14 protein-coding genes and 1 riboswitch are annotated in these 14,241 nt (G+C 38.3%); of the genes, 2 read left to right on the top strand and 12 right to left on the bottom strand.

Annotated elements, in window-relative coordinates:
* Positions 1-15: 15 nt before the first annotated feature.
* The 7 genes from SB717_RS08670 to SB717_RS08640 form a co-directional block, all read right to left on the bottom strand.
* A complete protein-coding gene (locus SB717_RS08670; protein ID WP_029714581.1) occupies positions 16-927 on the bottom strand; it encodes a MerR family transcriptional regulator in 912 nt (303 codons plus the stop codon).
* Positions 928-1,034: 107 nt separating this feature from the next.
* The gene (locus SB717_RS08665; RefSeq protein WP_410903580.1) at positions 1,035-1,802 is read right to left on the bottom strand and encodes a metallophosphoesterase; all 768 of its coding nucleotides are present in this window, start codon (positions 1,800-1,802) and stop codon (positions 1,035-1,037) included.
* Positions 1,803-1,822: 20 nt separating this feature from the next.
* Positions 1,823-2,197, bottom strand: coding sequence for a hypothetical protein (locus SB717_RS08660; RefSeq protein WP_029714579.1), 375 nt, complete (start codon positions 2,195-2,197; stop codon positions 1,823-1,825).
* A gap of 54 nt (positions 2,198-2,251) precedes the next feature.
* A complete protein-coding gene (locus SB717_RS08655; protein ID WP_045292931.1) occupies positions 2,252-2,707 on the bottom strand; it encodes a DUF2663 family protein in 456 nt (151 codons plus the stop codon).
* Between the two features lie 88 nt (positions 2,708-2,795).
* Positions 2,796-3,401, bottom strand: a complete 606-nt coding sequence (locus SB717_RS08650) for a CPBP family intramembrane glutamic endopeptidase (RefSeq protein WP_182003340.1) — start codon at positions 3,399-3,401, stop codon at positions 2,796-2,798.
* Positions 3,401-4,918 carry a RecQ family ATP-dependent DNA helicase gene (locus SB717_RS08645; RefSeq protein ID WP_410903579.1) on the bottom strand — a complete coding sequence of 506 codons (1,518 nt, stop codon included), beginning with the start codon at positions 4,916-4,918 and terminating at the stop codon, positions 3,401-3,403. The genes SB717_RS08650 and SB717_RS08645 overlap by 1 nt, the downstream gene beginning before the upstream one ends.
* A gap of 23 nt (positions 4,919-4,941) precedes the next feature.
* The gene (locus SB717_RS08640) at positions 4,942-5,991 is read right to left on the bottom strand and encodes a YpbB family protein (RefSeq protein ID WP_410903578.1); all 1,050 of its coding nucleotides are present in this window, start codon (positions 5,989-5,991) and stop codon (positions 4,942-4,944) included.
* A 257-nt stretch (positions 5,992-6,248) separates the two neighbouring features.
* On the opposite strand from SB717_RS08640, the gene SB717_RS08635 reads away from it, so the two are divergent.
* On the top strand, positions 6,249-6,497 hold the full coding sequence (locus tag SB717_RS08635; RefSeq protein ID WP_013059046.1) for a ferredoxin: 249 nt from the start codon (positions 6,249-6,251) through the stop codon (positions 6,495-6,497).
* An 81-nt stretch (positions 6,498-6,578) separates the two neighbouring features.
* On the opposite strand, the gene SB717_RS08630 is transcribed toward SB717_RS08635, so the two are convergent.
* Positions 6,579-7,154: an ECF transporter S component gene (locus tag SB717_RS08630; protein ID WP_028411530.1), complete on the bottom strand. Its 576-nt coding sequence runs from the start codon at positions 7,152-7,154 to the stop codon at positions 6,579-6,581.
* A gap of 154 nt (positions 7,155-7,308) precedes the next feature.
* Positions 7,309-7,451, bottom strand: a riboswitch (FMN riboswitch).
* A 298-nt stretch (positions 7,452-7,749) separates the two neighbouring features.
* Between SB717_RS08630 and serA the strand changes: the two genes are divergently transcribed.
* Entirely contained in the window at positions 7,750-9,324 is a 1,575-nt protein-coding gene (gene serA, locus SB717_RS08625; protein ID WP_029714574.1) for a phosphoglycerate dehydrogenase, read from the top strand.
* Positions 9,325-9,356: 32 nt separating this feature from the next.
* Here serA and SB717_RS08620 read toward each other — a convergent pair whose 3' ends face one another.
* From SB717_RS08620 to ccsB, 4 genes are all read right to left on the bottom strand, one after another.
* Positions 9,357-10,046: a peptidoglycan DD-metalloendopeptidase family protein gene (locus SB717_RS08620; protein WP_029714573.1), complete on the bottom strand. Its 690-nt coding sequence runs from the start codon at positions 10,044-10,046 to the stop codon at positions 9,357-9,359.
* Positions 10,047-10,217: 171 nt separating this feature from the next.
* Positions 10,218-11,990 (bottom strand): ATP-binding protein, encoded by a 1,773-nt coding sequence (locus tag SB717_RS08615; protein ID WP_029714572.1) that lies wholly within the window; start codon positions 11,988-11,990, stop codon positions 10,218-10,220.
* The gene (locus SB717_RS08610) at positions 11,990-12,706 is read right to left on the bottom strand and encodes a response regulator transcription factor (protein ID WP_013059051.1); all 717 of its coding nucleotides are present in this window, start codon (positions 12,704-12,706) and stop codon (positions 11,990-11,992) included. The genes SB717_RS08615 and SB717_RS08610 overlap by 1 nt, the downstream gene beginning before the upstream one ends.
* Before the next feature lie 349 nt (positions 12,707-13,055).
* Positions 13,056-14,234 (bottom strand): c-type cytochrome biogenesis protein CcsB, encoded by a 1,179-nt coding sequence (ccsB, locus tag SB717_RS08605; protein WP_029714571.1) that lies wholly within the window; start codon positions 14,232-14,234, stop codon positions 13,056-13,058.
* Positions 14,235-14,241 lie beyond the last annotated feature (7 nt).

The raw sequence follows: 14,241 nt of genomic DNA, 5'->3' as shown, positions 1-14,241 counted from the left end.
AAAGACAAGCTATTCTCAATCAATTTCTGCTAATTTTTTTGTTAGCCAGCTGTTCCACTCTTCTTTTGTATTTCCTAAAATAAACGGCTGGGCCTGGCCTTTTCTTTTGCTATCTAAACCATCAAATACATAACCGCCTAATCCTACTTTAAGATGCGGGAATTTCTTTATCATTTGGTTCGTCAAATTTAGTGTTTTCTCGGCATTTTCCATCATTGTGCATGACATAAATAAAAACGTTGGGTCTACTTCTTTAACAATTAACTCAACATCTTTATCTTCAATGCTGCTTCCTAAATAAATAACCTCAAACCCTTTACGGCGTAAAAATAGCGTAAAGACTAGGAGTCCTACTTCATGTGTCTCATTAGGCCCGCATACAGCAATCGCTTTAGGCAATAAGCCATTTGAAGGCAGCGAATAAAAAATCATGCTGATACGCGTTTTTAATACTTGAGTCGTATAATGCTCATGAGCACTTGTAATTTGCCCTTTTTCCCACATATCTCCAACCGTCACGAGTAGAGAACCCAAAATATCAATAACCACTTTTTCTACCGAATACAGACTAAAAGCATGATTAATTAAATCCTGTGCTTTTCCTTCTTCAAAAGATAAAAGCATTGTTAACAGCTCATCCCTAATTTTTTGAGGGGAATCTACTTCTCCTTCTTCTTCAAACGTTCCTACTGTACTACTTTCCGTTTCTAATAACGAAACCGCTTGACTAATGGTAAAACCTCCGCTCACTTTTTCCGTGAGCCATTTTAATTTCCGCAAATCTTCCTCTGTATATAACCGATGCCCCGATTCATTGCGGACAGGATTTAAAATTTGATAACGTCGTTCCCATGCACGCAAAGTTCCCGGCTGGATCCCGACCATATTTGAGATGGCTTTAATATTATACTTCCCTTCGTGAGCCATACGTAACCTCCAACTACTCTTCGTGAACTGTTTCTATTAATTGAATTATAGGATAAGTTATCCTGTGTGTAAAATTTGTATATGCTATGTAAAGAGTTTGTTCAAGGCTATTCTTTCCTTTTTAAAGTGATATAATGCGTTTGTGCTCTAGCTTGTAAACGGAGAGGCAGGGAGGTTGTACCATATCCGTTACTGATAAAAAGAGGAATCTGTCTTTTCTCTTTCAGCCCTCCTAATTCATACATACCAAAATTAAATAAGCGTATCTGTCCTCCGTGTGTATGTCCGCTCAAAATTAAATCTACTTTTGATTCCTCATCTACATAATAGATAACGTCAGGATTGTGGCTTAGAAGAATGGTAAGCTGTTCAGGTTCAATGGAAGCAACAGCTCTCTTTAGATTCATTTCACCTTCTGATAAATCATCTACTCCCGCAAAATTGCATGTAGTACCATGTTTAGAAACTGCAATGACACGCTCGTTTTTAAGGGCAATGACTCCTTCATCCTTAAGCATCTGTTTCAATTGCATTTGACTTACTTCGTAATCATTATTTCCCCATACAAAATAGACCGGTCCAAGCGTTTTAAGCTTTTGAATATTTTGACGAGCACGCAATAAAGGTACTCCTCCTTCTAGTAAGTCACCGCCTATGATCACAAAATCTACTTCATCAGGTATTTTTTTTAACAGCTTCGACGAAACTGTTCGCTTATGTATATCCGATATAAAAAACAGGCGTAAAGGCTGCTGATTTTCGGGAAATGTTGATAAATGAATCGTTCTTTCTTCTACATATGTACGATGGGCTTCTGAAAACATAAAAATCAGCAGGCCTATGCCTAACGCTAAAATAATTAAAAAAATAACCATATGTTCTCCTTCTTTTCATTTTATACACGGTGTGTTTCTGTTAAAGAAGAAAGGGCATAAATTGTCGCAATTGTTAACAAACCTACTACTTGATAAAGCGCAATTGTACTTAACGATAAAATCCCTATCACACATAGACATGAAACAAGATATTCATGCCATTTTACCTTATAGCCTTTTAGAAACAACCGACTTTGCAGAAACACTTTACGAACTGCCGCCGACAGACAAAAAAGAGCCGTGAAAAATAAGATTATAATACCAAACACATCTAACGGATGTAAAATCATTTGAATAAGTAAATAGGTTAACGAGGCTTTTGAGCCTGCAGCCGTTAAACTGCTGATATAATAACTGCATAACCACGCAGCCAGCAAGTTAAACCAATCTCTCACAAAAAAACCCCCTTCACTAAACTTCTATGTAAAAAGAGGCTTTTTCATGCGATTCTATTTGTTTTCATGATATAAATTAATTCCATAGGTGGACTGCATCCAGCGGAACGTTTCTTTTCGGTGCTCCCATGTTTCAGGTGTCGCCCATAGCTCTTTGCTTCTTTTAATAATCTCACAGCGCAAATCTTGAAAAGTCTTTTCTGCTTTCTCGCTTTTTTTCTGCAGCTGTACAGTATAAAAATAAAGGGAGACGGTAAGCAATAGAAACATCAAATGCCCTATGTTGCCTAACAAAAATGAGAAAAATTCGCTAAAAGTCGTAAAAAAACCGCTTTGAAATATGAAAAAAAAGTAGCTAATGACAGCCGTTACACTGGCTAAAAACAAAAGCTTCCATTTTTTCTCTTTAGCTTTCAGCTTATTAACCGTTTCTTTTCTTTTGATAACGCTCGCTAATATATATTGAAGTGTTTCATCGCTTTCAAAGTCTATCAACTTGTTTCCCAACATTCCACCCCCTCGTATGCTAGTACAACATATGAGTGAATATAAAAGATTATGTGGATAACACTGAAAATAATGGCTGTTTCCTTGACCTTTACTGCATTAGTTCTTCTGGCTGCACAGATTTCCCTTTTGACTTTCGTATCTGCAGGCCTAATAAAAAATCAATGAGAAAATGAGTGAAAATCGTGACATACAAATTTTTAGTCCACCAAAACAGTAGCCCTATTAAAAAGCTTAAAACCACAACCGAAATAAAAAGAAACCATTTTTTCAAATATCGAATGTGAACGAGTGCAAATACGATACTCGCCCAAAAAAGGCCAAACTGAACTTGTATAACCCCTCGAAATAATATTTCTTCTGAACATGCAACAATTAGGCAAATAAAGGCTAGATGAGGAACAGAACGATTAGCAAATAAACGTTCATTGATCCCTCCGTCGTCATATAAATGTTCAGGTACATATTTCATTAGAAGCATATCTCCTCCTACCACCAAGAGAGCTGTGCCTCCCCCGTACAATAAAATAGAAGCCCAATCCAGCTCAAAAAAATGTAAAAAGGAACGCCACGAATCAAATGTAAAAAAACCGATGCCTAAAGCAATAAAGCAGATGAGCAGCTGCGTTACATATAAATTTTTAACCAGCTCTGCATCCGTCATGGATGAAATAAGCTCTTGCTGTGATTTTGCCATTATATCTCTCCTTGACGAAGCAAACGAGCTAATTCTAATTCCCAGCCTTGAAATGTCCATTGCTCTTGCTCACCATTTGTTTTTTTATAGGCTTCTAAATCCAATCCGCAGCAATCGCAACAATTCTGAAGCTCTGATTTTCCCAGCTCATTGAAATAGCCAAGGAGCACCTGCCGACGGCATTCTTTTGTCTCAATAAACCCCTTCATGGCACGGTACTTGTCATGTTTGTTCCGAAGACGTTTATTTACAGCTGCAACAATCGTTTCATGCAGCGATCCAGGAATTTTCCAGGGTTCAACATGTTCATTTTTTACTACATTTTCTCTGTGCAAATAATAACGAATAAATCGCCAATGTGTTTCTTGAATACCCACCGTATAAAGAAAATGAGACTCTACTTGTTTTAAAGGAATGGCCTGATCATGGTTTCGTAAATACGACAAGCAGTATAAGATGGTATCTGAAGAAGGAAGCTCAATTTCAAGTAAAGAATGAGCAAAATCATCGTCTCCTTCAGCATAAAGCAAAATCGCAATACTGTTTTGCTGATCGCGTCCACTTCTTCCAATTTCCTGTACGTATGCTTCTAGCTGCGTAGGTGCATGAAAATGAATAACAAAGCGGACATTCGATTTGTTAACCCCCATTCCAAATGCACTTGTGCAGCAAATGATATCAAGCTGATTTTCTAAAAATTGCTGTTGAACAAGCATTCTTTCATTCGGTTCCATTCCCCCATGGTAATACTGCACTCGCTGTATCCCATTTTCCTTTAGAAGCTGTGTTAATGCTTCTGTCCAAGATCGGCTGGAACAATAAATAATTCCCGGACTTTGCAGTTCACTAACGTACATCAGCAGCTTCTCTTTTTTCTCTTCAATACTTGCAGCAAAATCAACTTTCATCGCAATATTACTTCGATTCATGGAATAGATGTGCTCGTTGACCACAGGTAGCGATAAGTAGCGCTTAATATCTTCCACTACTTCCTTAGTCGCAGTTCCCGTTAATGCCAGACATAGCGGACTTCCAAGTTCCTTCCATATATCTCCTAACTGAAGATAATCCAAACGGAAATCATGTCCCCACTGAGAAATACAGTGCGCCTCGTCCACAACGAAAAGGCCTACCTTTGCCTGCTTTAATGCTTCTACTACAACAGCATTTTGCAAAATTTCAGGAGATGCATAAATAAAACGATAAAAAGCTAAATCTTTTAGCGCCCGTCGTTTTTCTTCTTGTTGTAGGAAGCTATTTAAGGCAATAACTCGCTTTTCTCCGCTTGCCTTTAGTTGTTGAACTTGATCTTCCATCAGTGAAATTAAAGGAGATACAATCAGCACCGGTCGGTTCAACAAATAAGCTGGGAGCTGATAGCACAATGATTTTCCTGTTCCTGTAGGAAGAACCGCTAACACATTATGACCTGTTAAAATGTCTTGAATAATCTCTTTTTGTCCTAGTCGAAATTGGCTATAGCCAAATTGTTTCTGTAGAAGTTGTTCTATCTTCACATCAAACACCACTTTTTTTAGTATCAGGTAAAATGCTTTGCTAATACGAGACGAATCTGAAAATAGGTAACGTCGTCTTTTACTTCTTCCTTTATCATCTTTAATTTATTTGTACGCAAACCTTCAAAAGCCGAGATAATTTCTTCCTGCTGCTTAGGCGATACGTATGCATCGATTGAAAAAGTTGGAACAAACAGAGCTAATTCTGCAATATGATCTTCAATTGTACTTTCTTTTAAACGCCTTATATAAGCAATTTCTTCAAGTGTCTTTCCTTTTTGAAGCCAGCTATACGTTTTTAACGTCGAGCTCGTCAAAGGCAATTCTAAATATAGATCATGTAAAAAAGAAGAAAGTACATGAAAGCTTTCATTATTTTTACTCACTTTTTCAATGATATGATGAATAACCCCTAAAAGTTGAATATGAACATAATGCTCATCGAGTTCATATTGATATGCTAACTGATTTTTTGTAAAGCCTACTCTTTGGTACCCAGTCAGTTGCAAAACAAAAAGAGACGCATCTAGTTCCGTACAACCTTTCAAGCACGTTCGGAGTTCTTTGAATAGCCCGGTGGCTAACTCTTGACGCGTTTGCTTTTGAGACATAATATACGTTTTGACCCATTGAATGACCTCAGGGTTTTTTGAAATGGGTAAAAACCCTTTTTGAAAATACTGTAGGTTTGATAAGGTCTGAATGAACAAAGTGATTCTTGCTAAAAATAATTGAGTACTGCTTGCGAATTTCCATCCGTCTAAAGCTGGATGAAAGGGCCGAGCCGTCAGTTCATCTTCAAGGCGTGCTCGTCCCTTATCTGTCATCACATACTTTTGATTTTCAGTTTCTTCAATATACTGCTGTTCTTTTAAATATGCAACGCAGGTTTCAAAAGACCGTTTATCTAAGTAAACAAATGACTGGAAAAGAAAAGAGACTCCAAAAATTTTTCCGTCTTGAATCGTTTGAGCTGACTTTTTACCTGTTAATAAATGATAAATACCATAGGCGGTTCGCTCACCTTTTAACTGTTTTATACAAAATAAAATGCTAACTTGAATATAATTCAAAGGTGTCAACTTCCTTTCTCATTCATTGTACCAAAAGTGACCAACAGCATGTGAGATAAAGGCTTTTTAGCTCTTTCCTTTATGTATCAAAACGTTTGAATAAGTGAAGAAACCTTGATTTGATAAGCATTCTCAGTGACTTTTCTATTGAAAAGTTTTATAAATCATTTTACAATGAATAAGGAGAAATTTCACTCTTGATTCGCGAAGAGATTATATAATGAGAAATTTTCGAACACTTTACAGGAGGTCTTGTTATGCCAAAATATACAATTGTTGATAAAGATACTTGCATCGCATGCGGCGCTTGCGGAGCAGCAGCACCAGACATTTATGATTATGATGATGAAGGTATTGCATTCGTAACATTAGATGATAACCAAGGTGTAGTAGAAATTCCAGAAGATCTAGAAGATGATATGATGGATGCAATGGAAGGCTGCCCTACGGATTCAATTCGCGTAGCGGATGAAAAATTCGAAGGCGATGCTAATAAATTCGAATAAGTATTGAACAAACCTGTAGTATAGTGCATACTGCAGGTTTTTTTATATATAAAAATCGCTCTCACCGTGAGAGCGATTGAATTAAACGGCAACGCGGCGCGTGATCCATTGCTTCATTTTTGAAAACAATAAGACAAAAATAACCCCTGTTGCTGCTCCTTTTATTAAGTTAAACGGCAAAATACCTGCAACGATATATTGACGTGCTTGTTCACTAGACATTTCTGGCGATTGTAAGAAGATTGTATACGCCGGTAAAAAGACATAATAATTTAAGACAGCCATGAGTACCGTCATTACAACCGTCCCCGTAACCAAACCTATCGTTACACCTTTAGCTGTTTTAAATCGGCGGAACATGTATGATACAGGAAGAACGAACAGTAAACCAGCTACAAAGTTCGCCACTTGACCAACCGGAACCCCTGTGGCACTTCCTTGAATTAAATAATTCAATAAATTTTTTATTCCTTCTACTATAACAGCAGCCATAGGTCCAAATACAAGTGCTGCTACGAGTGCAGGAATTTCACTAAAATCAATTGTTAAAAACGGAGGTAATCCAGGAATCGGAAAATTAATCATCATTAAAATATAAGCAATACTACTTAACATTCCTAGTATAACCAGCTTTTGAGTTTTCTTACTTTGTTGCATCTTGCCTCTCTCCTTCTTTGTGATCCACTCTTCAAAGAAGAAAGGTTCAACTTCATATCCCCACACAAAAACCTCCCAACAAATGATTCGTTGAGAGGAGGCATGGCAGGCATATTTAATAAACGTTCATCACATTAGGTTTTGAACGCTGAACCTCCACCTTCTCCCATCCAGACTGTACTGTCGGCTTTGGAATTTCACCAAATCTGCTCGTATGTATGACATATAAGCTCGCGGGCTCAAAACAATTTGTTTTTTACCGCCGGTCGGGAATTTCACCCTGCCCCGAAGATAGACCAATATTTAATTATGAATTTATTATATGTTATCTCGAATTAAAAGTAAATAAAGAAGTTTTTTAATTCCTATTAAATTGATGTCTTTTATAAACTTCATTACTGTTTTATATGTAAAATAAAGAAATAAGTGCATAACCAACAGTATTATGACATATTTATAGTTTCAATTTTACGTTTATAATCGCGTATTTGATAACTAATTGTAAAGTTCGAAAAATATAATTGACAGAATTTTTTTAACATGGTAAATTATCAAATATTTGATGATAGTAAAATCCAAGGGAGATGTTCACGTCATGTATAATGTATTAGTAGCTGATTCAATTAGCAACGAAGGTCTTGCTCCACTACTCGAAGCTCCTCATGTGAATCTTACGCGAAAAAAAGTTGAAGAAGTTGAGAATGATTTGCATACGTACGATGCGCTTTTAGTACGGAGTGCTACGACGGTTACAGAAGATTTGCTGGCAAAAATGCCAAATTTAAAAATTGTTGCCCGCGCTGGAGTAGGTGTCGATAATATTGATATTGAAGCCTCAACCAAACGAGGGGTTGTTGTTATTAACGCGCCGAACGGAAATACCATTTCAACGGCGGAACATACATTTGCTATGATGGCTAGCTTGTTTCGGCATATTCCCCAAGGGAATGCGTCAGTTAAAGCGCGCGAATGGAATCGCTCAGCATTTGTTGGAACAGAGCTTAATCGCAAACACCTGGGCATTATCGGATTTGGACGAATTGGCTCAGAGCTTGCCAAACGCGCAAAAGCCTTCAATATGAGCGTTCACGTTTACGATCCTTTTTTAACCTCTTCCCGAGCTGAAAAGCTAGGCGTAGAACTATTATCCTTGGACGAATTACTAGCAGCAGCAGATGTTATTACGGTGCATACTCCGCTTACGAAAGAAACCAAGGGATTGCTCAATCATGACACGTTAGCCAAAACAAAGAAGGGCGTGTTTTTATTAAACTGCGCACGCGGCGGGATCATTGATGAAAAAGCCTTAGTTCATTATTTAGAAATTGGCCATGTTCAAGGTGCAGCTATTGACGTATTTGAAGTTGAGCCGCCGCTGGATAATCCTTTGTTACATTTTGATCAAGTTATTACAACTCCTCATTTAGGCGCTTCTACAAAAGAAGCCCAGCTTAACGTTGCTGAAGACGTGGCACATGACGTTCTGCGTTTTCTAGAAGGTAATCCTGTAAGTTCATCCATCAATTTACCAACGCTTTCTAAAGAAGTTTTTGAAAAAATTCAGCCGTTTACGAGCCTTACCAAACAAATGGGAGCTATTTTATCTCAATGCATGCGAGAACCTGTTCAGCATATCTCTATCTCCTACGGAGGTACAGTGACGGACTTAGAAACCACCTATATTACACGGAGCTTGTTATCAGGCTTTTTAACCCATCGTATTGACTCACCTGTTAATGAAGTCAATGCTTCTATGATTGCCAAAGAACGAGGAATTACATTTGGTGAAAAAACATCGGAAGATACGCAAGGATATTCTAATATAATTGACGTTACAGTAACAGGCGAACAGCGTACATTTACCATTACGGGAACCTATATAGCAGGATATGGACCTCGAATTGTTAATATTGATTCGTTTGATATTGATTTTTATCCAGAAGGACATCTTCTTTATATCCGTCACAGTGATCAGCCCGGAGTTATTGGAAATGTAGGGAAAGTACTTGGAGATTTACGTATTAACATTGCTACCATGCAAGTGGGCCGTAAGCAAAAGGGCGGAGAAGCCATTATGATGCTCACATTCGATAAACTTTTAGATGATTCTGTCATCACTTCATTAAAACAAACAAGCGAGATTGTGACCATACAGCGTATTGAATTGTGACCTTGAAAAAAAGAGCCTTAGCGGCTCTTTTTTTATGGACTTATTTTTAACACTTGTCCTGCATTTAAAGCGGTGTTCTCTAAATGATTCCACTTTCTTAGCTGCTCCACATCGACTTCATATTTGGCCGCAAGTTCAGACAATGTATCTCCTTGATGTATAAGAATACAGTTATCGGGAGCGGAATGCAACTGTTGAAAAACCGTCGCAGCTAAATCGCTTTTTACGTATGCGGATAGCTTTTGCTTGTCCAATTTCGCAAGTGGGTTCACTGCATTGGTTTTACCCGGATTCCAAATTCCTTGATGAACTTCAAAATGCAAATGAGCACCTGAAGATCGCCCTGTATTGCCAACTCGTCCAATGTTTTGACCTGCTGCTACAGAATTTCCTTCCGTTACAAAACGTTCATCTAGATGAGCGTACACCGTTTCGTACCCATTCGTTTGTTTGATAAAAACAACTTGTCCGTATGTATTTGAATAATAAGAGCGGCTCACCACTCCTTTTGCAACAGCATACACCTGTGTACCAACAGGTGCTGCTATATCAATTCCAAAGTGTTTGGCGTGACGAGAACCAAATATATCAGTTAAGACTCCTTCAACTGGCCACTCCCACTGCTTCTCTTCTGCCTTTACCATTTGTCCGCCCCAAAATAAAAGACCTATACACAACCCCATCACTAATACAACCAATATTCTTCTTAACACATCAATCATGAAGAAAGAACCTCCTATGTAGATCATTGCACACAAAACATACTATATGCCAATTCCTTCTCTTTTAGACTTGTTTATAGAAAAAATAAAGAGATGTGATTCTCCACTGAATCACATCTCTTTGCTATTCTTATTATTTCAGCCGAAGAAAAACTGTTAGTTAGCATGTGTTTACTTTGGCAGTTTGATAAAGAAAGTTGTTCCTTCATTTAATTCACTTTCAACCGCAATGATCCCTTGATGAGCCTCCACGATATTTTTAGCGATCGCAAGCCCAAGACCAGTTCCTGACTTTCCTCTCGTTCTGGCTTTATCCGCTTTATAAAATCGCTCAAATACAAATGGAAGATCTTCTTTTGGAATGCCTGCTCCTGTATCTTGAACAGAAAAATGGATTTCGGATTGACTTTTATCAAGATGCAGCTTTACTTCTCCGTAGTCATCCGTATGACGAATGGCATTATCAATTAAGTTTGTCAGCACTTGTTCCATTCGGTCTGAATCAATCATCGCTTCAAATTCATCTTCTATTTTTCCATTAAGAGACAGTTTAATATGTTTTTCTTTAGCTAACCCTTGAAACTTGCGCAAAACACGTTCTGTAAATTCAACCATTGCTACAGATTCTAAGTGAAGCTGCACATGTCCCGCTTCCATTCGCGCTAAATCTAAAAGCTCATTTACAAGCCGGCCCATACGAAGTGATTCATCATAAATCACCTGTGCAATTTCTTTCTTTTCTTCATCCGTACTTGCAATATCATCAATAATAGCTTCACTATAACCTTGAAGCATAGAAATAGGTGTACGTAATTCATGAGACACGTTTGCAATAAAATCTTTTCTCGATTTATCAAGTTTACGCTCTTCAGACATATCCCGTAGTACAGCTACAGCACCGCGAATTTTCGTTTGATTATAAAGCGGTGACATTAAAATGACCCACGTTTTCCCTTGAATTTTTAACTCTGCACTTCGCTCCGTTTCAGTCTCTACTACCGTTTGAAACAAATGGACGACGTTTGCTGGAAGTTCAGGCACCTGCTGATTGTTGACATCCTGCTCGTAATACCAAGTCTGAAGAAAATGCTCCGCTGGGGGGTTGGTAATTAAAATCGATCCGTCCCTACTAAACGTAATAACACCGTCTGCCATACTGCTTAAAATACTTGAAAGCTGTTCTTTTTCCTGATTGAGCGCATTGAGGTTAAACTTTAACTGCCTGCCCATTTGATTAAAGGCAATCGCTAACTCTCCAATTTCATCGTGAGTTAAAATAGGTACTTTTGTATCAAAGTTGCCTTTTGTTACTTCAAATGCCGCCTGTCTCATTTTTCTAAGAGGCGCTGTAATTCGAGTGGATAAGAAAAAAGCAAAGATAGTAGTTAAAATAATAGCAATACCTGCAGCCAATAAGATGAACTTAGTCGTATATTGAGCGGGTTCTTCAATTTCAGAAAGAGATTGATACAAATAAACGCCGCCTGTTGGTTTGTTATCTTTCATTAAAGGTACACCGACAACAAACATTAAAGGCTCATCGCTCGTGTCTTTCTTTGTGGTCATGTACATTTTTTCCCGTATTACTTTACCTTTTTCAACCACTTGATTTAACTGATCGTTTTGTTTAACGATGGCCGAAATAGCTTTCTTATTTTCTTTATCAGGATGTGTGGAATGCCAATAGAAATCTTTATCTTGAACAATAACTACACTTGCTTGGTCTGCAAGTTCACGAGCAATGGATAGTCCTAGTTTTTCATCGTCCGTTTCCTGCACAATGGTAGAGATTTTAGCAGCCGTTTTAGTTAAACGGTTTTCTGCATCTACAACATGATAATTTTCAAAAAACTGAAGCAGTAAAATGGTCAAAATAAATAAAACAAGCGTGACGAGCAATAGGATAGTAAACCATAGTTTACCAACTACACTTCTCCAAAACATCAGTTATTTTCAACCTCAAACTTATACCCTACTCCCCAAACGGTTACGATCATTTTCGCCGCTTGTGACGATACGCGATTTAACTTTTCACGCAAACGCTTGACGTGCGTATCTACTGTACGAAGATCTCCAAAGAAATCATAATGCCATACTTCACGCAGCAGCTGTTCTCTGTCATATACTTTATCTGGCGTTTTTGCAAGGTAGCATAATAATTCATATTCTTTTGGAGTTAAGTTAACTTCTTTTCCGTCTGCTGTAACGCGATGTGCATCATTATCAATCGTTAAGTGATCAAAGACAATAAGATTTTTCACGCTCGTTTCTGGTTGGATAAACGTTGCTTGAGAAGAACGTCGAAGCAGTGCTTTTACGCGAAGAACCACTTCTCTTGGGCTAAACGGCTTAACGATATAATCATCTGTACCTACTTCAAACCCTTGGACTCTGTTTACTTCTTCCCCTTTAGCTGTAAGCATGATAATAGGAGTTGCTTTTTTCTCTCGAATTTGTTTACAAACCTCAATACCATCTATGCCGGGCATCATTAAATCTAATACAATCAAATCATAATCTATGTGTAACGCTTTTTCGATTGCTTCATGCCCATCGGCTGCTTCTTCAATGATGTATCCTTCTTTTTCTAAGTACATTTTTAACAATCGTCTAATGCGATCTTCATCGTCTACTAGCAGTAACCTTTGTTCGTTTTGCATGTATTTTCAACCTCCTAGTCTTAGTGTACAAAAAAAAACCGGCGAGTTCTACTTATGATACCCAAACAATGTGACAATTCGTGAACACCTTTATGAAAAACAGCTTTTTTTACCAAAAAGAGGCTGAGACGCAACGAAATCCATGCAATCTACAGCTGAATAAATAAAATAGAGAAGCTAGTAGGGGTCGCTTGTTCCACGGCTATAGGCACCTACATACACGAACCTTGCGTTCACCCTCTCAATGAAAAAATCCGAACGAATGAGATTCTCCATCAAGAATCTCATTCGTTCGGATCTTCCTTCAACTAAAATATCTTTGTTTAAGCCCCTATTCTATTTTTAAAGGTTACGCATATGAATGTAAACCTGCAATAATTAGGTTCACAGCCACTAAGTTGAACATAATGATGGCAAACCCGCCAACTGCCAGCCAAGCTGATTTTTCACCGTGCCACCCTTTAGACAGCCGAAGATGAAGAAAAGCAGCGTAAAATAAAAAGGTGATCAGCGCCCACACCTCTTTGGGGTCCCACCCCCAAAAGCGCGTCCAGGCCATCTGAGCCCAAATCATAGCAAAAATAAGTGCTCCTAGTGTAAAAATAGGAAATCCAATTGCCACTGCTCTGTAGCTTACTTCATCAAGCAAGTCGCTGTTTACCTGCTTCACAAGCGGCTGCAGCGCAGCTCCAATTCGCTTCCGTAAAATGAAACGAATCAGCCAATATAAGACAAATCCGCCGCCTAACGACCAAATAACCGTATTTAATTTTTTAGCATTGATAATAGCCGGCATATCAATAAGCGGCTGTATATCGTTCCCGGCTGTCCACTCACTTTGATGCGGCCCCACTAGCGGAACCATATGATATACGACTTGCTCTTGTTCTCCACTTTTATTAACCCAATTAAATGATGACTCGTAGTGAGCCGCATTAAAAGCCAGCGTCACCGCTACAAACCCAAGCGTACTAATAAGCGTATACAGGATGAATTCCAGCCAAAATGCTTTTTTGTTTCGCCTGGATTGGTCAATTGTTTTGATTAAATAAATCAATCCTGCAACAAAGCTAATGGAAAGCACGGCTTCACCCGTAGCTGCGGTTGTAACGTGAATATGCAGCCAATTCGTTTGGAGAGCCGGTATCAGCGGCGTAATTTCAGTTGGAAACATACTTGCATAAGCAATGATTAAAAGAGCGACCGGCAAGGCAAAAAGTCCAAGCATGCTAAGACGATAAATAAAGTAAATAACAATAAATGCGCCAACAAGCATCATGCCAAAAAACGTCGTAAATTCAAATAAATTACTAACAGGAGCGTGGCCTGATGCAATCCATCTTGTAATAAAGTAGCCAATCTGTGCAATAAAGCCGATGATGGTAACCGCAATTCCAAACGTTGCCCACTTTGTTTTCTTTTGAGCTGCTCGCTTATCTCGAATAGCTCCACCGAAAAAAAAGGTTGCAACTAAATAAGCAATAAACGCCACATACAGTAAATTACTACTTATACTCGCGTAATCCATGCTTTTT

Origin of the sequence: Priestia sp. SIMBA_032, from assembly GCF_046535215.1 — a bacterium.
Classification (GTDB): Bacteria; Bacillota; Bacilli; order Bacillales; family Bacillaceae_H; genus Priestia; species Priestia aryabhattai.
Note: the sequence above shows the minus strand (reverse complement) of the source record. Positions and strands in the feature narration are given on the sequence as shown.

What these genes read in the sequence shown, in the direction of transcription:
- SB717_RS08670 (WP_029714581.1), bottom strand. Translation starts at nt 927, where the DNA reads ATGGCTCACGAAGGGAAGTATAATATTAAAGCCATCTCAAATATGGTC.
- SB717_RS08665 (WP_410903580.1), bottom strand. Translation starts at nt 1,802, where the DNA reads ATGGTTATTTTTTTAATTATTTTAGCGTTAGGCATAGGCCTGCTGATT.
- SB717_RS08655 (WP_045292931.1), bottom strand. Translation starts at nt 2,707, where the DNA reads ATGTTGGGAAACAAGTTGATAGACTTTGAAAGCGATGAAACACTTCAA.
- SB717_RS08650 (WP_182003340.1), bottom strand. Translation starts at nt 3,401, where the DNA reads ATGGCAAAATCACAGCAAGAGCTTATTTCATCCATGACGGATGCAGAG.
- SB717_RS08635 (WP_013059046.1), top strand. Translation starts at nt 6,249, where the DNA reads ATGCCAAAATATACAATTGTTGATAAAGATACTTGCATCGCATGCGGC.
- SB717_RS08630 (WP_028411530.1), bottom strand. Translation starts at nt 7,154, where the DNA reads ATGCAACAAAGTAAGAAAACTCAAAAGCTGGTTATACTAGGAATGTTA.
- serA (WP_029714574.1), top strand. Translation starts at nt 7,750, where the DNA reads ATGTATAATGTATTAGTAGCTGATTCAATTAGCAACGAAGGTCTTGCT.
- SB717_RS08620 (WP_029714573.1), bottom strand. Translation starts at nt 10,046, where the DNA reads ATGATTGATGTGTTAAGAAGAATATTGGTTGTATTAGTGATGGGGTTG.
- SB717_RS08615 (WP_029714572.1), bottom strand. Translation starts at nt 11,990, where the DNA reads ATGTTTTGGAGAAGTGTAGTTGGTAAACTATGGTTTACTATCCTATTG.
- SB717_RS08610 (WP_013059051.1), bottom strand. Translation starts at nt 12,706, where the DNA reads ATGCAAAACGAACAAAGGTTACTGCTAGTAGACGATGAAGATCGCATT.
- ccsB (WP_029714571.1), bottom strand. Translation starts at nt 14,234, where the DNA reads ATGGATTACGCGAGTATAAGTAGTAATTTACTGTATGTGGCGTTTATT.